General features: G+C 38.4%; 20 protein-coding genes and 1 tRNA gene. 9 read left to right on the top strand and 12 right to left on the bottom strand.

All coding sequences use genetic code 11. The features are described 5' to 3' along the window. Positions 1 to 48 precede the first annotated feature (48 nt). The 4 genes from dnaE to LV92_RS12125 all read left to right on the top strand — a co-directional run bounded on the left by dnaE (position 49) and on the right by LV92_RS12125 (position 6,241). Positions 49 to 4,485 carry a DNA polymerase III subunit alpha gene (gene dnaE / locus LV92_RS12140; protein WP_111623911.1) on the top strand — a complete coding sequence of 1,479 codons (4,437 nt, stop codon included), beginning with the start codon at positions 49 to 51 and terminating at the stop codon, positions 4,483 to 4,485. Positions 4,486 to 4,647: 162 nt separating this feature from the next. Further along, on the top strand, positions 4,648 to 4,965 hold the full coding sequence (gene trxA, locus LV92_RS12135; protein ID WP_031442126.1) for a thioredoxin: 318 nt from the start codon (positions 4,648 to 4,650) through the stop codon (positions 4,963 to 4,965). A gap of 198 nt (positions 4,966 to 5,163) precedes the next feature. Then, positions 5,164 to 6,093, top strand: coding sequence for a DUF58 domain-containing protein (locus LV92_RS12130; RefSeq protein WP_111623910.1), 930 nt, complete (start codon positions 5,164 to 5,166; stop codon positions 6,091 to 6,093). 74 nt (positions 6,094 to 6,167) lie between these two features. Further along, positions 6,168 to 6,241, top strand: a tRNA-Asp gene (locus LV92_RS12125). A gap of 437 nt (positions 6,242 to 6,678) precedes the next feature. Here LV92_RS12125 and LV92_RS12115 read toward each other — a convergent pair. Together LV92_RS12115 and LV92_RS12110 are read right to left on the bottom strand one after the other, a co-directional pair. Beyond that, positions 6,679 to 7,305 (bottom strand): DUF4386 domain-containing protein, encoded by a 627-nt coding sequence (locus LV92_RS12115; RefSeq protein WP_111623908.1) that lies wholly within the window; start codon positions 7,303 to 7,305, stop codon positions 6,679 to 6,681. A gap of 102 nt (positions 7,306 to 7,407) precedes the next feature. Continuing rightward, positions 7,408 to 7,830 carry a DUF6326 family protein gene (locus tag LV92_RS12110; protein WP_111623907.1) on the bottom strand — a complete coding sequence of 141 codons (423 nt, stop codon included), beginning with the start codon at positions 7,828 to 7,830 and terminating at the stop codon, positions 7,408 to 7,410. A gap of 568 nt (positions 7,831 to 8,398) precedes the next feature. Between LV92_RS12110 and LV92_RS12100 the strand changes: the two genes are divergently transcribed. From LV92_RS12100 to LV92_RS12080, 5 genes are all read left to right on the top strand, one after another. Then, positions 8,399 to 8,803, top strand: a complete 405-nt coding sequence (locus tag LV92_RS12100) for a nuclear transport factor 2 family protein (protein WP_245946369.1) — start codon at positions 8,399 to 8,401, stop codon at positions 8,801 to 8,803. Continuing rightward, positions 8,800 to 9,561: a GNAT family N-acetyltransferase gene (locus tag LV92_RS12095; RefSeq protein ID WP_111623905.1), complete on the top strand. Its 762-nt coding sequence runs from the start codon at positions 8,800 to 8,802 to the stop codon at positions 9,559 to 9,561. Before LV92_RS12100 ends, LV92_RS12095 begins: the two co-directional genes overlap by 4 nt. Before the next feature lie 21 nt (positions 9,562 to 9,582). Further along, a complete protein-coding gene (locus LV92_RS12090; protein WP_111623904.1) occupies positions 9,583 to 10,095 on the top strand; it encodes a hydrolase in 513 nt (170 codons plus the stop codon). A 101-nt stretch (positions 10,096 to 10,196) separates the two neighbouring features. Continuing rightward, a complete protein-coding gene (locus LV92_RS12085) occupies positions 10,197 to 10,553 on the top strand; it encodes a hypothetical protein (RefSeq protein WP_146613541.1) in 357 nt (118 codons plus the stop codon). Further along, a complete protein-coding gene (locus tag LV92_RS12080; RefSeq protein WP_111623902.1) occupies positions 10,554 to 11,258 on the top strand; it encodes a hypothetical protein in 705 nt (234 codons plus the stop codon). It begins immediately after the preceding gene. A 7-nt stretch (positions 11,259 to 11,265) separates the two neighbouring features. On the opposite strand, the gene LV92_RS12075 is transcribed toward LV92_RS12080, so the two are convergent. From LV92_RS12075 to LV92_RS12030, 10 genes are all read right to left on the bottom strand, one after another. Continuing rightward, a complete protein-coding gene (locus LV92_RS12075; RefSeq protein WP_111623901.1) occupies positions 11,266 to 11,784 on the bottom strand; it encodes a flavodoxin domain-containing protein in 519 nt (172 codons plus the stop codon). A gap of 37 nt (positions 11,785 to 11,821) precedes the next feature. Continuing rightward, positions 11,822 to 12,652: a CPBP family intramembrane glutamic endopeptidase gene (locus LV92_RS12070; protein WP_111623900.1), complete on the bottom strand. Its 831-nt coding sequence runs from the start codon at positions 12,650 to 12,652 to the stop codon at positions 11,822 to 11,824. Positions 12,653 to 12,697: 45 nt separating this feature from the next. Further along, positions 12,698 to 13,714 (bottom strand): alcohol dehydrogenase catalytic domain-containing protein, encoded by a 1,017-nt coding sequence (locus LV92_RS12065; protein ID WP_111623899.1) that lies wholly within the window; start codon positions 13,712 to 13,714, stop codon positions 12,698 to 12,700. A 54-nt stretch (positions 13,715 to 13,768) separates the two neighbouring features. Further along, positions 13,769 to 14,443 (bottom strand): DUF4332 domain-containing protein, encoded by a 675-nt coding sequence (locus LV92_RS12060; RefSeq protein ID WP_111623898.1) that lies wholly within the window; start codon positions 14,441 to 14,443, stop codon positions 13,769 to 13,771. A gap of 44 nt (positions 14,444 to 14,487) precedes the next feature. Next, entirely contained in the window at positions 14,488 to 15,045 is a 558-nt protein-coding gene (locus tag LV92_RS12055; RefSeq protein ID WP_111623897.1) for a hypothetical protein, read from the bottom strand. A 148-nt stretch (positions 15,046 to 15,193) separates the two neighbouring features. Further along, positions 15,194 to 15,412, bottom strand: a complete 219-nt coding sequence (locus tag LV92_RS12050) for a hypothetical protein (protein ID WP_111623896.1) — start codon at positions 15,410 to 15,412, stop codon at positions 15,194 to 15,196. Between the two features lie 27 nt (positions 15,413 to 15,439). Beyond that, positions 15,440 to 15,925, bottom strand: a complete 486-nt coding sequence (locus tag LV92_RS12045; RefSeq protein WP_111623895.1) for a hypothetical protein — start codon at positions 15,923 to 15,925, stop codon at positions 15,440 to 15,442. A 32-nt stretch (positions 15,926 to 15,957) separates the two neighbouring features. Further along, a complete protein-coding gene (locus tag LV92_RS12040) occupies positions 15,958 to 16,674 on the bottom strand; it encodes a DUF4386 domain-containing protein (RefSeq protein WP_111623894.1) in 717 nt (238 codons plus the stop codon). Positions 16,675 to 16,683: 9 nt separating this feature from the next. Beyond that, positions 16,684 to 17,376, bottom strand: a complete 693-nt coding sequence (locus LV92_RS12035) for a DUF4386 domain-containing protein (RefSeq protein ID WP_111623893.1) — start codon at positions 17,374 to 17,376, stop codon at positions 16,684 to 16,686. A 36-nt stretch (positions 17,377 to 17,412) separates the two neighbouring features. Next, positions 17,413 to 19,248: a phytoene desaturase family protein gene (locus tag LV92_RS12030; RefSeq protein ID WP_111623892.1), complete on the bottom strand. Its 1,836-nt coding sequence runs from the start codon at positions 19,246 to 19,248 to the stop codon at positions 17,413 to 17,415. Between the last annotated feature and the right edge of the window lie 193 nt (positions 19,249 to 19,441).

Here is a 19,441-nt window from a genome sequence, read left to right as displayed (position 1 = left end):
TATTTCCTTATTTTTACCACTTCCAATCCCATCACATAAACCCACTCTATGTACCTTATTTTTGATACGGAAACCACAGGATTACCCAAACGTTGGGATGCCCCTTACACGGACACCGACAATTGGCCGCGTTGTATACAAATTGCTTGGCAATTGCACGATGCCATGGGCAATTTGGTGGAGAGCCAGGATTATTTGGTGCAGCCGGATGGATTTAATATTCCCTATGATGCGGAACAAATTCATGGGATTTCTACGGAGTTGGCCCAGCAACAAGGGGTTCCTATCGGGGAGGTATTGGAAAAATTTAATACGGCGCTTTCCAAAACAAAGTTTGTTGTAGGCCAGAATGTGGGATTCGACCTTAACATTATGGGGGCCGAGTTCCACAGGTACCAGGTAGAGAACTCTTTGCAGGAATTGCCAGTGTTGGATACCTGTACAGAGCATACGGCGCAATTATGCCAGATTCCCGGTGGAAGGGGTGGTAAGTTTAAATTACCGACCTTAACAGAACTGCATCAATACTTGTTTGGAGAACCTTTTGGAGAAGCGCACAATGCCACCGCGGATGTGGAGGCAACTACCCGTTGCTTCTTGGAATTGGTTCGTAAAAAGGAATTCACGGCCGAGCAATTGGATGTTAAGCCCGATTATTTTAAAAATTTCTCCGAGGCCAATCCGCAAGAAATACAATTAATAGGTTTAAAGCACATCAACCTAAAAAAGGCATCAAAAAAAATAGCCGATGCCCTATGGGAAAAGGATACAGGTGGAATATCCAAGGAAGAAATAAAGGAAAATTTGGCCACTTTGGAAACGGCAAACTTTGCCCATCTCCATAACCATACCCAGTTTTCCATTCTGCAATCTACCATTAGTATTCCCGCTTTGATCTCGGCAACTGCAAAAGCTAAAATGCCAGCGGTGGCGATGACGGACCACGCGAATATGATGGGGGCCTTTCATTTTGTTAATGGGGTCATTAACCATAACAAGGGAGTTGTTGCTAGAAACGAAGAAAATTTAAAGCGCTATGAAGCCACTGTAAACGGAACCTTGGAAGAAGGCCAAGAGCCCTTGCAGGAACTTCCGGAACCAGAGGTGGAGATTACGCCGATTATAGGTTGTGAATTTCAGGTTTGTGAAGATCACACCAACAAATCCCAGAAGGATAATGGGTATCAAATTGTAATGCTTGCCAAAAACAAAAATGGGTATTTAAATTTGGCAAAAATGTCATCTATTGCCTTTGTAGATGGGAAGTATTATGTTCCGCGAATAGATAAGAAGGTGATAGAGCAATACAAAGAGGATATCATTGTACTAACGGGAAACCTTTACGGTGAAGTGCCCAGTAAGGTGTTGAACGTTGGGGAGAATCAGGCAGAGGAAGCCTTGCTTTGGTGGAAGGAGACTTTTGGGGATGACCTGTATATGGAAATTATGCGTCACGGTCAGGAGGATGAAGACCGCGTAAACCAGGTATTGATACAGTTTGCGCAAAAGCACAATGTTAAATTGGTTGCCACCAACAATACCTATTATCAGGAAAAGGAGAATGCGCATGCGCATGATATTCTACTTTGTGTAAAAGATGGTGAAAAACAGGCCACGCCTATAGGTCGCGGTCGCGGTTACCGATATGGCTTGCCCAATAAGGAATATTACTTTAAGTCCTCCGATGAAATGAAGGACCTGTTCAAGGATATTCCTGAGGCGATTACCAATATTCAGGAGGTTATAGATAAAGTAGAAACATTTACCCTTGCCCGCGACGTGTTGTTACCTGCTTTTGATATTCCCGAGGAGTTTAGGTTCGAAGAGGATAAATTGGATGGAGGAAAACGTGGAGAGAATAAATATCTGCGTCATATAACCTATGAAGGGGCCAAAAAGAGATATGGTGAAATTACCCCTGAAATTGATGAGCGACTCGATTTTGAGCTTAAGGTAATTGAGAAGACCGGATATCCGGGTTATTTCTTGATTGTGGAAGATTTTATTAGGGCCGCACGTAGAATGGATGTGTCCGTTGGTCCCGGTCGGGGTTCCGCAGCGGGTTCCGCAGTTGCTTATTGCCTATGGATAACCAATTTGGATCCTATTAAGTACGATCTACTTTTTGAGAGATTCTTAAATCCGGATCGTGTATCCATGCCCGATATCGATATTGATTTTGATGATGAAGGCCGTGGTAGGGTAATGGATTATGTAATCGATAAATACGGTGCCAATCAGGTGGCCCAGATCATCACCTATGGTACCATGGCGGCAAAGTCATCTATCAGGGATACGGCACGGGCATTGGATCTGCCGCTTGGGGATGCGGATCGTATGGCCAAGCTTATTCCCAATATGTCCAAGTTGAAAAAGATTATTGGGGTCGATGAAAAAACCTTAAAAGAAAAATTCAATAGCGAGGAACTGATCAAGATCAATGAGCTGCTAGCTATTTCCGAAGGTGATGGTCTGGAATCGGAAACACTTAACCAGGCTTATATTTTGGAAGGCTCCGTGCGTAACACCGGTATACATGCCTGTGGGGTAATAATTACGCCTGATGACATTACCAAGTTCGTTCCGGTAGCCTTGGCAAAAGATTCCGAAATGTATTGTACCCAGTTCGACAACTCTGTGGTAGAAAGTGCCGGCTTGCTAAAAATGGATTTCTTGGGGTTAAAAACTTTGACCCTGATCAAGGATACCGTTAAAATAGTAAAGGCCAAACACGGTATAGAATTGGATCCAGAGAATTTTCCCTTGGACGATGAAAAGACTTACGAGCTTTTCCAGCGTGGGGAAACCGTTGGGGTGTTCCAGTATGAATCTCCCGGGATGCAAAAACACCTGCGGGCGTTAAAACCTACCGTTTTTGCGGATCTTATCGCCATGAATGCTTTGTACCGTCCCGGTCCCATGGAATATATTCCCAGTTTTATTGCCCGTAAACATGGTACCGAAGAAATTATATATGACCTGGATGCCTGTGAAGAGTATTTAGCGGAAACATACGGGATTACGGTCTACCAGGAGCAGGTGATGCTCCTTTCGCAGAAGCTGGCAGATTTCACCAAGGGTGAGGCCGATGTTTTGCGTAAGGCGATGGGGAAAAAGCAGAAGTATGTACTGGATAAAATGAAGCCTCAGTTTATAAAGCAGGCTTCTGAAAAAGGTCATGCCGTTGACAAATTAGAGAAAATTTGGAAGGATTGGGAGGCATTTGCAGCCTATGCATTTAACAAGTCGCACTCTACCTGTTACGCCTGGATTGCCTATCAGACCGCATACTGTAAGGCGCATTACCCTGCGGAATACATGGCAGCGGTACTTTCCAACAACATGAACGATATAAAGCAGGTTACCTTCTTTATGGAAGAGTGTAAGCGCATGGGGCTGGAAGTATTGGGTCCAGATGTGAATGAATCCTACTATAAGTTTGCGGTGAACGATGCCGGGGCTGTCCGTTTTGGTATGGGGGCCGTAAAAGGGGTTGGCCGTGGAGCGGTGGAAACCATCGTAGAGAATAGAAAGAAAGACGGACCATATAAATCTGTCTTTGATTTGGCCAAACGCATCGATTTAAGGGCAGCCAACAAAAAGGCTTTTGAGAATCTTGCGGTTGCAGGAGGTTTCGATTCCTTTGGGGACACCCATAGGGCACAATATTTTTATGATGAGGGGGACGGCATAACCTTTTTGGAAAAGGCCGTGAAGTATGGGGCCAAATTTCAAGAGAATGAGAATTCTTCACAAGTAAGTCTTTTTGGAGAGGCCAGTGACGTTCAGATTCCAGAACCTGTGGTGCCACCCTGTGAGGAATGGGGTACCATGGGAAAATTACGAAGGGAAAAAGAAGTAGTAGGAATCTATATTTCCGGTCACCCCTTGGACGATTATAATGCAGAGATAAAGGCCTTCTGCAATGCGAGTCTTTCCGCTTTAAATGATTTGGAGACGATAATAAATAGAGAGGTGTCCTTTGCTGGGGTAATTACCGATGTGCAGCATAGGGTTTCCAAAAATGGAAAAGGATGGGCCATGTTCACCATGGAGGATTATACTGACACTTTTGAATTTAGAATGTTCGGGGAAGAGTACTTGAAGTATCGCCATTTCCTGATGATCAATTCTTTTGCATACGTCAAGGTGTTTGTACGCGAAGGCTGGATGAACCGTGATACCGGAAAAAAAGGAGATCCCAGGATGCAGTTTAATATGATTATGATGCTGCAGGACGTTATGGAAACCTTTGCCAAAAAACTCACCATTAAGTTGGATATTTCCCAATTGAAGGAGGAAAGCATATTGGACCTTAAGGATACTTTGGTATCGCATAAGGGCGATCATCCCTTAAGTTTTGTGGTATATGAGATGGAGGAGCAGATAAAAGTAAACATGACCTGTAGAAAACAAAAAATTCAAATATCGAGTGAATTACTCCTTCAGCTCAATGAAAAAGACGTACATTACAAGTTGAACTAAAGGTTTTAAAGCTGATGTAAGGGTTGGAAATTGCACTAAAGTCCAATATGTTAAAAAACAATAGGTTTTATCAATTTAACCATAGTCAAAACGAATATAGTCTTAGTAAGGAAAAGGCAAAATAATTGTCTAAATTTGTATAATATTTAAAAACAACGAAACATGGCATTAGAAATAACAGATGCTACTTTTGATGAGGTAGTTTTAAAAAGTGATAAACCAGTAGTAGTGGATTTTTGGGCAGCGTGGTGTGGTCCTTGTAGAATGGTAGGTCCAATAATCGATGAGGTAAGTACCGAGTATGATGGTAAGGCCGTTGTTGGTAAGGTAGATGTGGATGCCAACCAAGAATTTGCCGCGAAATACGGGGTAAGAAATATTCCTACGGTATTGGTATTTAAAAATGGTGAAATCGTTAACAGACAGGTTGGTGTTTCCCCTAAAAAGGTATATACCGATGCTATTGATGCATTACTTTAGTCTTCACTGATTCCCGAAGGGGAATATAAATGATAAAAAAATCCTGCTTTTAGCGGGATTTTTTTATGTCTAATTTCTAACGAAAAAATGTTTGAAACTCCAGAAAATTGGAGTTCACTATAGCTTATTTTATATGGCCTGCCTTTTTTTGAGGGCTTCTATTTTCCAATAAGTCGATATCTTCATTATCTTAGCTAAATGAACCTACAATCCGAACTACATAAGGCGAGTTTGTTCCAGAATCTGGAATTATTGGCAGGCCAAGTGGTGGAAGGATTTATCAGTGGTATTCACAAAAGTCCCTTTCATGGATTTTCCGCAGAATTTGCAGAGCACAAAATCTATAATAATGGGGAAAGCACCAAGCATATAGATTGGAAGCTGTATGCCAAGACGGATAAGCTATATACAAAGCGTTACGAGGAGGAGACCAATTTGCGATGTCATATGATCTTGGACAATTCGGCCTCTATGTATTACCCGGAGGTTGGTAAGTTAAGTCTTGAAAACCTTAATAAAATTGGTTTTGGGGTCCTGGCCATTGCCTCATTGATGAACATACTTAAAAGACAGCGCGATGCTGTGGGCTTAAGTGTTTATAGCGACCAATATAATTTCTATTCTTCGGAAAAGAGTAGTGAAAGGCATCACCAAATGTTGTTGGCAAAATTAAGCGAGATTAGTCAGGAAACAAAACCGGCTCAGCAGACCGAGACCTATACCTATTTGCACCAGATTGCCGAAAAGATAAAAAGAAGGAGTTTAATTGTACTTTTTACCGACATGTTTCAATCTTCTGGGGATGACGGACAATTGTTCGATGCCTTACGGCATTTAAAGTACAATAAACATGAGGTTATTCTTTTCCATATCATGGACAAGGAAACCGAATACTCCTTTGATTTTGAAAATACTCCCAAGCGTTTTCTGGATGTGGAAACAGGGAATCATATTGATCTTTATGCCGATTCGGTAAAAGAGGCCTATGAAAAAGAAGTAGGATCCTATTTTTCAGAATTGCGACTAAAATGTGCCCAATATAAAATTAAATATGTGGAGGTAGATGTAAAGGATAGTTTCTCCCTGATAATGAACACCTTTATGGTGGAGCGCCAAAAATTTATGTAGAAACTTGCATTATTTTTAAAAATTTGTTTGTGCAATTAAATAAGGGGTGTATATTTGCACTCGCTAAACGCCACGGTTCGGTAGTTCAGTTGGTTAGAATACCTGCCTGTCACGCAGGGGGTCGCGGGTTCGAGTCCCGTCCGGACCGCTTAGTAAACAAAGGCCTTCAAGAGATTGGAGGCCTTTTTGTTTTCAGATGGGTACAACATAGGTACAACAAATTTTCATTTTTTTAATTACGATAATTTCTTAGTTGAATAACTTCTTTTGTCACTTTCTTGATTAAATAGTTGTCCCATAAAATGCTAATTAAGGAGACTACTAAAAAAGACCAGAAATGGGACACTCTCATCCAAGATGCTCCGCTCTGGGAAAAGTGTATCAGAAAACGGCCGTTTTACGGTACTGACATAAGGCTTTTCATAAAAGCCTGTGTTATATGTCGTTTGCTTTTCTTTAAAGATATCTCCTATTCATCGATAACTGCTATTTTCTTGATTTTTCATACTTTCACTTAAACCAATCAAGTTTTTTTTCATTCCTAATTAACAATACCTCGAGGCTCTAATTGTAATTTCACTAAAATTAATTTTCAGGGAGTCTTTTTCTTTTCACTATAAGCCAGATGCTTAGTGAAAGTTCCGCCATAAACATCATTAACATTATTGTTAAATTAAGTGTTTCAGGTAGATGAAGATCTACAAAAAACACAATATATGTAAACGATGCAACAACCAACAAAATGCCAAGGCTTTTTGGGATATAGCCCGACTTGAGAACCGTATAACCAAGAACAAGGATATGTAAGGTAAAAAATATGTATCCTACAAGTTTTAGGGATGCATAGCCGTAAACATCGATTGTTTGAAATGCCAGGGCAAACACTCCAATGATCACAGTAAAGGCGTAGAGCAACCTTAGAACTGCCGTTAGCGACGCAAGATCCTTATTGGCCGGTTTCAGAACTACATATAGGGCGAGACCAATAATAGCATCAAGGGTAAGTACTAGTAGATAACCTATAACAGCAAAACCAAATAGTCTTCCATTACCCTCAATATCTTGGGCTAATGCTTCGGTATCGCCCGGGACTACAAAATTGGCTAAAAGAAAATCATCAACTATAGTTACGATAAAAACTGAAGTGATGAAGGCAATGCCAACGATTACAGCTGCTTTTCTTAGTGATAGATTTAGAATACCAATTTTCATATTTCATATTTTTACTTGTGGGCTTCACACTATAATAGCTTTTTCACCTTTACTTTTTTCCCTTTTCCGATTGAATAAAATATATTTCAATTTGAGCCATTTTTATTCAAGGTTCTTTGTAGTGTGTGGCCACTTCCAGGCCAATCTGATAATCAGCAATAAAAGTGTCAATTCCAATATCTCATATAACCGCCAATACAACCAGGTTTCCCCCTCGCCAATAAATTGTGTGGCGATTAGCACAAGAATATGAAATATGGCCATAATAATGTTCACCAAGCGATTTGCTCGCGCCTTTATCGTTACTGAAAGTAATACCATTATGCCTGGAAGAGCCATGAGCACGGCCGCACCAATCAAGATTGGCGGGGTAAATTGCACCCCTTGCGAGTGGCCTTCTGCGAGTTCTGCAACATGACCAGGCTGATACAAAGACAATATATCGTTATAGATATATAAGAACATCAGAGCTATCCAATACAAAGCAAGCTTGATTTTCACATTAATTTTTAGATTTTCCAACATGATTATATTCTACTGTTATATAGTGAAATGCAAACCGCTAAATGAGTTTTATACCAAGCCTTATCTATACTTTCTTCTTAGCCCTTCTTATAGTAGTATTCACATTCATATCTACGACGCTAACGCTTTAAAATTTTCTAACTATATGGTCCTTAAGTAAATGTATCTCTCAAATAAAAACGAATCAATGATATTCATCAGGTTAAGCATGGTTATGAAAAGATGTGCTATAGGTTTTCCAGATGAGAAATTGATTGAAAATGGGGTTATCATCGATCAGAACATAAATCTGATAAACACTTTCTTTATACGTGCATTAATAATTTCGCATGTTCAATAGGTGAAAACAGTGAATGCGATTGGCAAGTAACCGAAATAAGAAATCTTTAGTGATTTATGTCATTTCTTAAGTAATTGATGGTCAGTATATTTAGTGTTAGAAGCTTAAAAGTGTAAAGTTAAAACTATAGCAATTTAATTTAGGTGACTTTGCTCAATAGTCTCTTTTTGCCTAAAGGAGAATGAAGGTAATTTAGTCTAAAAAAACAGCTAGTTATAAGTTGACATCGTGAATAAACAACATTTGAATATCAGTATTTTAAAGAGGTTCAACCCTGAAGACCCTAATTCTTTGGCTGAGGTGTTAGCCGAAGATTTCGTTTGGCACTATATTAATCCTAAGCTATCCGAGTTAGAAGGAGACTATTTCGGACTCTCTGGTTTAACGGATTTCTTCCAAAAAATAAAAGATCTCACCAAGGGTTCTTTTAAAGTAAATCCCATATCCATAATGCCTATAGGAGATGAACTAATTATTACACATGTTATAGATTCTTTGTCATTAGAAAGTAAACCAATCGAGATTGATGCAGTTGTTGTGTGGTGTATTATCGACGGTATGATTAAAGAAGCTTGGGATATACCTATTGCTCATACAGCGAAAATTATAACAACTGTTAAAGAAAAACAATGAAAATAGTCGAGGTTACGCCGGAGAATGCAATCAAGGAAACTTTCTTTTGTATAAAGGATACCAAAAGACAAGGATTTAAGGATAAATTAAACTGGTTTATAAAACGTCATAAAGAAGGGTTAAGAATCAAAATCTTGAAAAGCGAAGAAGACAAGATGATCGGCTTTATTGAATATGTTCCGGCCAAAAATGCTTGGCGACCAATAGATGCCGATAATTATATGTTTATTCATTGTACCTATATCTACTCTAAAAATGATCGGAGTAAAGGGTATGGCTCTATACTTATTGAAGAAGCGGAAAAAGAAGGAAAAGCCAAATGTATGGATGGTGTATGTGTTATAACAAGTAAAGGTGGTTGGCTTGCCAATAAAAACATTTTTGAGAAAAATGGGTTTGAACAAATTGAAACTAAAGACAGGTTCGAACTTTTATCGAAAACATGGAACAGCAATGCTGGTTATCCTAAATTTTACAATTGGACGGACCAACAAAAAAACTACAAAGGCTGGCATCTACTTTATGCTGACCAGTGTCCTTGGAACGAGAAGTCTGTTGCTGCTATACTAAATGTTGCGATGGATTATAATGTTGATTTGAAAGTTTCAAAAATAAATACCGTAAAAGAAGCAAAAATGGCACCTTCTGGTTTTGGCGTGTTCAGTCTGTTACACAATGGTAAATTGTTGGAAGACCATTATCTCAGCGCCACCCGTTTTCGGAATATCTTGAAAGAACAAATAAATAGTAAGATTTAGAAATTCAAAAAAGTTATTGCTATGAGACAAATACAAAATGCAAAAAAAGTAACAGAGGAATGTTGTCCCACATTCTATCCTGAAAAGTGGGAGAACAAAACCTTAAATTGGAATCGAAAAAAATTTATAAAAGCATCGGTGCCCACACTGTTTCATATTCCTTTGCCACCCATGATAGGCAAAAGGGTAACCAAAATGATGAATTTAGCAGAAGTTGCCAATAAACTCGCTGAAAATAAGGAGGAAATACTACTGCTGTTCAGGGATCCAACAGCTTTCAAAACTGAGATGTACCTATCAGTCTCCGATATAGTCCCCGATGCCCAAAACATAACCCTTTCAGGAACATTCAAGAGTCGCGTATTTGATGGCCCCTTTAAGGACACACCTAAGTTCATGAAACAATTGGAAGCAGATTTGGCCGAAGAGGGCAAAGAGGTCAAAGACTTCTATGTACACTATGCTTATTGCCCAAAATGTGCCAAGGAAAGGGGACAAAATTATATGGTGCTGTTTGGAGAGTTGGCAACATGAAAGATAATTTTTCATTCAAGCATAGGTTAGACGCCTTTTTCTTCGTCGCCGGAGCTAGCATCCTACTTGTCCGAACTATCATTATGTTATCGCAAAATTCAATGATATCCATGGTAGGCTGGGTGGCAGCTTTGCTCTTCATGGAGTTTCTTTTTGATTTGGGCTGGTTGTTCTCCTCCATACTATGGTGGATATCCAATAAAAGAAAGTGGCTTAAAATAACATTGCGCCTCGCGGCTACAGCGATTATACTACACGCAATACGGGTACTGATTTTTATATTGGGACGAGTTGGACCTTGGATTGACTTTGATTATCGACCTGAATACAGGCCGTTGCAATATTCTGACCGAACTTGGATATATTTTGCAGCGATTATGTCAATATTGGGAGTAATCGGGGTTATCGTGGTCTGGATAGCCAGACGTCATTTAAAAACTCGCAAAGGAAGTCAATAAATGAAAGATTTTAAGACCCTCTTTGCTTCCCAAAGCAAACAATTTGTGATCCTTCTTACTCTTTTGTTTGTATCTACAATCATTACGGTCACTTTGTACCATCTCAACGATGATATATTTTCCAGGTTTTTCAAAAATTTTAATCCATTGACACTTTTTGGGGTCACTGCAGTTTCCGGAAGCTTGGCCTTGACTTTCTTGTTCTACAACAAATGGTTTGACATCCACCGGAAAGTAAAGCCTCAGATTTTCATAAAATTTTCCCTGACTGTGCTTCTATTCGTAACCATTGCAATTTTTGTAGACTTGGCCATTGTATTTCCACAAGGGATGAACATCCTACTTCCTGAATCTCTCTTGTTCTATCCTGCCATCGCCTTTTTGGTCGAAATGTTATTTCATGTAGTGCCCTTGGCCGTGTTGATGATTGTTCTTAACAGGTTCTTACCGGCCATAGGACTTCTAAAACCAGTTTGGATCGTACTGGGCATTGTGGCGCTCCTCGAACCTTCTTATCAAGTGTTTATGGATGACTATCCCCTGTGGGCAGCCATGGTTGTTTGGATGAACTTGTATCTATTCAATTGGGTCCAGTTAGTAGCTTTTAAGCAGTATGGTTTTATATTGATGTTGACACTTCGTTTGGTATATTACCTTTTTTGGCATATAATCTGGGGCAGCATCAGACTAGATGTACTTTTTTAGCTAAAATTCATGTGTTATGCCCACTGTATTGAAATTGCTCAATAATTTTTAGAATTGGTTCAATACTAGATTTGTCCATATAGTCAAATCCACCACGTTCTTCCTTTCTGGCTTGAGGGTCGGGGTTAAAGAGCGAACCCATCCACAAGATTTTTCGAAGCCACCAACTGAGTTTTGAATGGTCTAACTTGCCACGAAGTGCCACATGTTCCATTTGTGTCAATAATTGACTAGGAAAGGAAGCGGCAACCCATCTTTCGAGTTTGTCGCTGGGTCCTGCACCGGAGACCGAGAATAAGATTTTTGATCTGCCATTAAGTTTAGATAAATTTGCACTTGCCCATTTTCGGATAGTAAGCTTAAAATAGACAATTGAACTACCCAATACTAAAAAATCGTATTCTGATAAATCGGCGGCATGGGCATCTTTAATGTCGAATACCGGCAATCCTGTAGCCTTGCCGATCCAATTGGCGTATTGTTCCGTACTGCCGTACTTACCTGAGAAGAAAATTGCACCTTTCATAATGTTTTGCTTTAGTTATTGATTTTTCAAAATTTTGCTAGCCCATTTCACTCATTGTTTTTTTATTTTTAATTGGTTTCCAAAGGAAAATAGATCCTACAATAGCCCACAGAATAATTGCCCTAATCAGAATATAAATCATAAGTTCAGTGTTTGATAGCGTAGGGTCAATAATTACTAAACTTGCGACTAGACTTGTATGCATTAAAACTATAATTAGAAGGCTACTGGTGTTATCATAAAGCCAAACCATGATAATTCTATATGCGGGCAACCATATAAAGAGACGAAGAATCAATAATAAAAAAGGCAGCGTTTTTGAAAAACTGTCCTTTTCCCAAAAGAGAATAAAGTGCCATGCTCCCCAAAGAATCCCTACAATCATTCCAGTATTAAAAACACCAAAACGACTCTTTAATTTTGGTATGGCAAATCCAGTCCATCCTAACTCTTCGAAAATTGCAACAAATACACCTCCAATGATTCCTAAGGAAATCAGACTGAATAAGTCGTCAGATGTAACGAAATTTGGACTATAATTTTCTGAAAAAAATGAAAAAAGCAGAATTCCTAATAATGTTGTGAGCGGTGCTGTTAATAATGCAATGAAGTACCATTTTAATCCAATCTTCCATTTAAGCAGTTTGGAGAACATAATTTGTAATCCTTTCCGTTTATCATAGATCAATGTTAGAAGAATGCCTGAAATGCTAGGTCCCAATAAAATGGTCATACCAATTGATTCTTGAAGTTCTCCTGTAGCTGGAATACCTTTAGTCCCGAACAATAGAACAACCATTGACCAAGAAATGATAAATACTAGCGCAAAGTAAATAAGTACTGGATGTTTAGAAAAGATAGATTTCATTTTTTACTCTAGTTGACTTAACTCCCATTTTCTCATCTATTTTCATCAAGACATTCTTAACAAAATTTTTCCTCCAGTCATTTGGCTCCTATAATCGTGTATAGCTTCTTTCACTTCTTGAAGCGGATAGATCTTTCTGATGTCACTTTTTAGATGGTTTGGAATTTGTTTTTGTGTACGTTTCCACATCAGCATCGTTTTTAATAAATTTTGTTGGCTCATCCAAGGGCCAAGCCAGAAATTGTCAATCCTCTTATTCTCAAATATTAAAAGGTCAGGACTCGCTTGAACAGATTGACGAGACAGCGCGCTAAAAACGGTAACCTTGCTGTTTGGGGGCATAGCTTTTAATAGCTGATTCGTTAATGGACCTGCAACCGCATCAAATGCTAGATGTGTCTTCGTTTGATGACATACCTCATGCAGTTGTTGTTCAAATCTTTCATCATTGCTATTCAGCACAATGTCAGCACCTTGAGCTTTGAGAAGTTCTACTTGTGCATCCCTGCGAACAACATTTACGATTTGAATTCCTTCCCTTCGCCCCAGACGGTTCACCTTTTGGCCCAATGAGCTTGCCGCGGCTGTCAATAAAATTGCTTTATGTCCACCTTTCTTTGAAATGTCTATAAATGCACTGGCCGTAAGTGGGTTAATAAAGGACATTGATCCTTGCTCTAAACTCAATGATTTATTCAACGACAATACACCTCCTTTAACACTTTTAACCACATACTCCGACCATACGCCTCCGCCTGTTCCCCAACCCGTACAGGCAACTCTTTTACCGAGGAAATACCTTGCCATAAATCCGGATCCGGAAGAAACAACTTCTCCAGAACCTTCTCCACCAGGAACAATAGGCGTGGGGTCCTTAAAGCCATAATAACCCGTCAAAGTTGCCAAATCTGAAGGATTTATCGGAGCGAAGGCAACTTTGACCAAAACTTCGTTCCTTCCTGGAGTTGGTACCGGTCGTTGCTCGATACTCAAGGCATCAGCACCAGAATAAGAATTCAAAACAACCACTGTCATCGTATCCGGGATATTATATTTTTTCATGTTAATGCTGTTTCCTATTTACATTGTTGTGTCTTTGTGTTTTCTGTAAAAACTTCAATATTCGATTTCAAGTTCCAAATTTTGAGCAGATTCAATAACCATTTTCATATCATTTGCTCCGATATGAGCTTTATATATTTTTCTTTCTTCATTAAGTTTCTTTATTGTATCATACATCTCCTTGTAATCCGCATTTGCAACTTTTTCAACAGTATCATACCCCGCTTTTAATAATACATAAGCGAATGTGTGATTTACCCATCTTATCCTAGAAAGGTCCGTTAGTTTAGTAAGTTTCATTATTTCGTTATCATTAATTCCTGATTTTCGTGAAAGTTGATTCCTTTTTTCATTAGTCAGAATTTCATCATATAATTTTAATGTGTTTTTGATTCCTATTTTTTCAAGTTTAAGAACGATATCTTTACCAATACATGCGAAATCCTTTATTCTATTGGGTTTTGGTCGATACCCTTTTACAACTCTTTTAAGAACCGCTAAATAATTCTCTGGCAAACCACTTTGTCTTGAAAATTCCTGAATTTTAGTTTTTTCCTTTAGTGTTATTAATAATTCATCAAGATTATTAATGTTGTGTGTTTTTAGAATGCTCAGATTTTCATCAATATCATTTTCTAAAACTTTCCAACTGGGGATAAGTGTTTTATTTTTTAGAATGTCTTTATAAGCATCAATACTTATGCTTTTTAAATCAATATAGTATCCCATGTGGTCTTTTCTTTAGTACGGTTTTGTTTGATGTTCTTGTTTCCTCATTCCTTAATCATTTCTTTTCGATATAAAATTTTGTTATTTGGAACATCATATAATTCCATTACAGGACTATCTTCTTTGTATCCATTTAGCTTTGAGAATTTATTCAGTGCAGGGTAAACTTTCATAATGCCTAAAAATATTGACATTTTCCCCTTGTATGGAAATTCTGTTATTAGGTATTCCTTTTCGGGAAATGTTCGAACAGTATATTTGTTTTCAAGAATTGGAAGCTTATCAATGTCCTTTTTTTCAAGTATACAACCTGCTTCAGAGCGTAACTTGCTCTTTTCAACTTTCTGAGGATTATCAAAATAAAGACCAAAACCTTTAAAAGTTTCAATGTTGTCTTCATTCAACAGCGCATAATAAATCTTATCCATAATTACACCACTTTGCTTATAATCTCCTTGTATTTCTTCATAAATCAAGATGTCTCCGCCGGTTTTAGAAACTGAAATGTTAATCTTCTTAAATCCGCCATAATATGCATAAAACCCAGCCAGAGCAATTACTAGGATTGCTAATACTACTAGAATAATTTTTATAGTTTTCATCCCTTAAATTGTTATACGTTATTTTTTTTGTTCAATTTATCTGCTATAATTATTCATACTTATTGGTATTTGAGCTCTTTTTATTTAAAATAGTTTTGAAGAGTACTGTTCTTTTCTTCAAGTTTCACAATCTTTAAAATGTTTTCATTTATTCTTGAATATGAAGAAGTTTAATTCTTTTTTTGATATAATTTTTATCTAAAAAATCTAATCTTCTTTGAATTTCCTTGGGGAAATTTTCAGGATTTTCAGAATATTTTTTTATGGTGTCCTTTGTAAATAATCGTAATTTGGACCTGCATGAATCACATATGGAATAGCCATACATGTTTTTACCATTTTTATCGCAATTGAAACATTTTTTCATCTTATAAATGTTTTATTTTCATGGGTATCAATTAACTTTAGTAGTACTTTTTTTGCGCCATAAATAATTAAGACCATCTTTTTTTAAAACTATATAGACTGCGATGGAAACTGTAATTGAGAATGGAAACGCGGATCCTACCATAAGTGGTGATATGGCAATAAAAAAAATGATTGCTCCAAAGCAAGCCAATTTCACGAACCAACCTTTCAGAAGCATCCCTATTCCAATAAAGAATTGCCCAAAAGCAATTAATGGGATTAGAATATGTTTATTATGACTAAACCAACCTTCAATAAAATCCCGGTAAAATGGTAAGGCCATATCCCCATATTCCAGATAAATTTCTGGTTTTGATAAACCATAATACATATTGGTTGCCGAAGCCCATAAAAACAATACTGAAAGTATACCTCTTGCGGTTCTTGTATTTTTTAATGCCACAATGAGTATCACAATACTTACAATTTGTGAAATTACATAGGGAACGAGAAATTCTTCAAGCGCTTCCATAGTTATATTTAATTGTTTACCGTGTTTTTTTATTAATGCTTTGTCTGATTAGCTTCTGAAATGATATCAGGTTCCTTTATTCCTTTTGTCAGCAGCCAAACACCAATTATTAGTTCAAAAAGAATGCTCGGAACTGTTAAGGCCAAAGCGGAGAGTTTAGGGAATAAAATACTCACTAAAGCGAATCCGAGTACCAATGCATACGAAACCATTCCAAAAACAGCCAAACTCTTTGGGACATATCTCGATTTCAAAAACAAATAAGAAAACAGTACCAAGTTCAAACCTAGAAATACCATCGGAATAGCATAAAGCGTATCATGCATATTGAGAAATAATCCGACCAATGCCCGAGATTGTTCTGATATTGTAGTTATTTGGTCCTTTCCAAGTAAAACCTGTAAGCCAATAAAATTAAGTAGTGCAATTACTGCCGATAGAATCCCTTCTACCAACTTTAAATAAAGTGCCAATAACGCTAGATGCCGATTTACTTGTTTAAGCGTTATATATAAAGCAAGTGCCAATAGTATCGCACAGACCGACAGTATGAGTTCGTTTATAATTCCCAAACGGAATAACCAAGTGTTGGTTAATATAGTATCAGCAGTTGCCAAGGCATTTTCTGTGACAATAAGTTTTGAGAATACAAATGAGTTTAGCAAAATAGTAGTTAAAATAAATAGGAACATAAAACCCGCAATTCTTGCAGATCTATGATGTAATATATTTGAGGTTACATTTTTCATTTTTCAGAATTAATTATCTGTTAGGGTAGGCTCCGAAACCATTGCAGATTCTTTGAATCCTTTAACAATCAACCATACTGCAAATACCATTTCCTGTATTCCTATTATAGAATCAAGGGCTTCAGTTACTTGAATATCATAAAATTTCAAGAGTACTATAATCATTGATACAAGAGCACCAAGAAACCCCCAAGCTGACAACCATCTGGGTACGAGTGAAAATCGATATAACATATAATTCAATATCATGGCAGAAATAGTAAAAACGATGCCTAGTCCGATGTCGAATGTCCATTCTGCTAAGATCAAAAACGATTCACCTATTTGGTTGAAGTTACTTGCCTTTTGAACATTACTGGCTGAGTAGTCTTTGCTTATATACAAAACAGCTAGCAATAAAGCGACATAAGCTGCGAATAGGAGACCTTCCATAATTCGCATTCCAACATATCCTAGCGCCAACCTTTCACTTTTCATTTTAAGAATAGGAAATAAGAGTATCGCGATAAATACCACTGAAATAGCATCTATAAACATGAGAATGGCTGCTCCTGAAATTTGATTTGATTTATCTGAAAATGCCTCAAGTACATTCGTTGCTTCAAGAATGGGTTCGGTAATCCAAATGCTCAGTGATGAAGTAGCCGTAGCTGCTATAAATAATATTCCGACAATTCTAGCAATTAGTTTATTAGATTGCATGATATCTCTTTTTTTGACCTAAAAATCATAATTGTACTATCCCATGGTTCCAAATACAATAGCCTTATCACCCATCTCCAATAGCTCACAACTTTTAGAAAAGCTGCTGGCATCAAGTTCAATATGAAACCGTATGCTCTCTTCCTCCGTAGAAGAAACAACAGGAAGCCAACGATAGGGCAAATCCAATTCGGTCACTTTCGGATTCATGAGATTAAGAATGGCATACTGTCCTTTTTGATATTGGAATCCTTCTGGTTTTTCAAAACTCAATGCGAGCGTTTTGGCATCGATTTTTTTACGCCCCAAGAGTGGAACAATCCGCTGGTCAACATACTTCGAATCATCACGTTCTGACCATATTTTGTCTTTGTTCATTTGCAAAGCGGCCAAAAAGCCGGCCATGATGGAACCTTCAAATCCGCCACCAGGGAATGCCCAAGCAGATGCGAAATACAAGTTGGGAATCAAGAAATTGTTTCTGAATCGCTTGTCTCCTGTTTGCTTCTTGGTTTGTGCATAACCGTACACCGATCCACCGGGATTCGAGGTATATCGCTGGATCGTTTTAGAGGTAGAAACCTCGTAGTATTCAATGCTGTCCCGAATTCCAGGAAACTGCTTCTCCAATCGCTGTAATAGTATCTGGGCCACTTCTTCCTTCTTCGCCTTGTAGTCATCTTCGTTCAAATCTTTCCAATCCTCGATATAGTCGACCGTACAGATAACTCCCTCTGATTTATCAGGTGGTGCCAGTTGGGAATCTACCTTGCCATAGTCAACGAAAATGAATCTGCGCTTCGACCAATCGCCCTGGTGGTTGGGCTTCACGTCCTTTAATGATTTAACGTCTTCACCCTCGATGACATTTGAATAATGTTTTACCCCGAATTCCTCCAAATCCTGACTGAAACCGAGGTATATACACAACAGCGAGCAAGAATTGATTTTGTCACCGATGCTTTTTTTCAAGGAGCTGGCAAAGGGCTCATCCAGCAAAGCTGGTACTACGGGAATGGCGCAGTTGGCGATTGCATTATCACAAGAAATAGTGACGGGATCCAGGTTTTCATTGAAACTATCCCGGAAGGTGACTCCCGTCACTCGGCCGTTCTCAGTGACGATTTTCTCTGCCTTTTTTCCCAATAGAACAGTGCCACCCTTCTTTTCAATGTATGCTGCGAGATGGTCGGAAAGCTGTTGAGACCCTCCTTTTATGAAATGACCTCCATTCTCGATGAATCCAGAAAAGGGTAGCCCATAGTAGAACATCGATAATGTATAGGGATCGTCGCCCCAATACACAAGGTGTGCTACCAGATCGATCTTTGCATTTTCATTCGTGATGTACTTATCCAACCAAGATCCTACGGTATGTCGATCGGCTTCGACAAGATTCGGATACAGCAAGGGCATCAATGGATAGATGAGCTTCTTTACCAATTTAGAACGCGGTTGATTGGTCCCTTCCTTTCGAATTCCTGCAAGCACTTTCAAAAAGCGCTTGATGCCTTTTGCATCCTCGGGGTATTTGTCGATCAGCGCCTTGGTCGCTGCATCATAGCCGTGCGGGAACACGAATTTTCCACGATCTGAATAGGCAGCATAGAATTCGGGTACTTTCAGTAGGTCGACCTCTTGATCGATATCAAGCATTTCGAATATTTGTGGAATCGTACCATTCTCCAGTACGCCGCTCATTTCATGCAGACCGACTTCAACGATGAAATCGCCTCGCTTGAAGGTAGTGGCACAGCCACCAGGCTTGTGGTGTTGCTCTAGTAACAGAACTTTTTTTCCGAATTTTGAAAGGGTAGCTCCGGCAGTTAATCCTGATAAGCCACCTCCGATGATAATAGTATTGTATTTCATACTAGTTCAGTTTAATTGCTAATTAGACGGGCAGGTAGGTATCCGGTTGCAATCTAGATAATGTCCTGTAAGAAAACACAAAAGAATGGCACGAACTTTCCCGTGATATGTTAGTTTTAAGGTTTAAAATAACTTCGAAAAATCAATTATAAAATGATGAATATCAGTCTAATGAACTTTTTTTGAGGAACCC

Origin of the sequence: Arenibacter echinorum (genome assembly GCF_003259375.1) — a bacterium.
GTDB classification, from domain to species: Bacteria; Bacteroidota; Bacteroidia; order Flavobacteriales; family Flavobacteriaceae; genus Arenibacter; species Arenibacter echinorum.
This window is presented reverse-complemented; position numbering and strand designations above follow the sequence as displayed.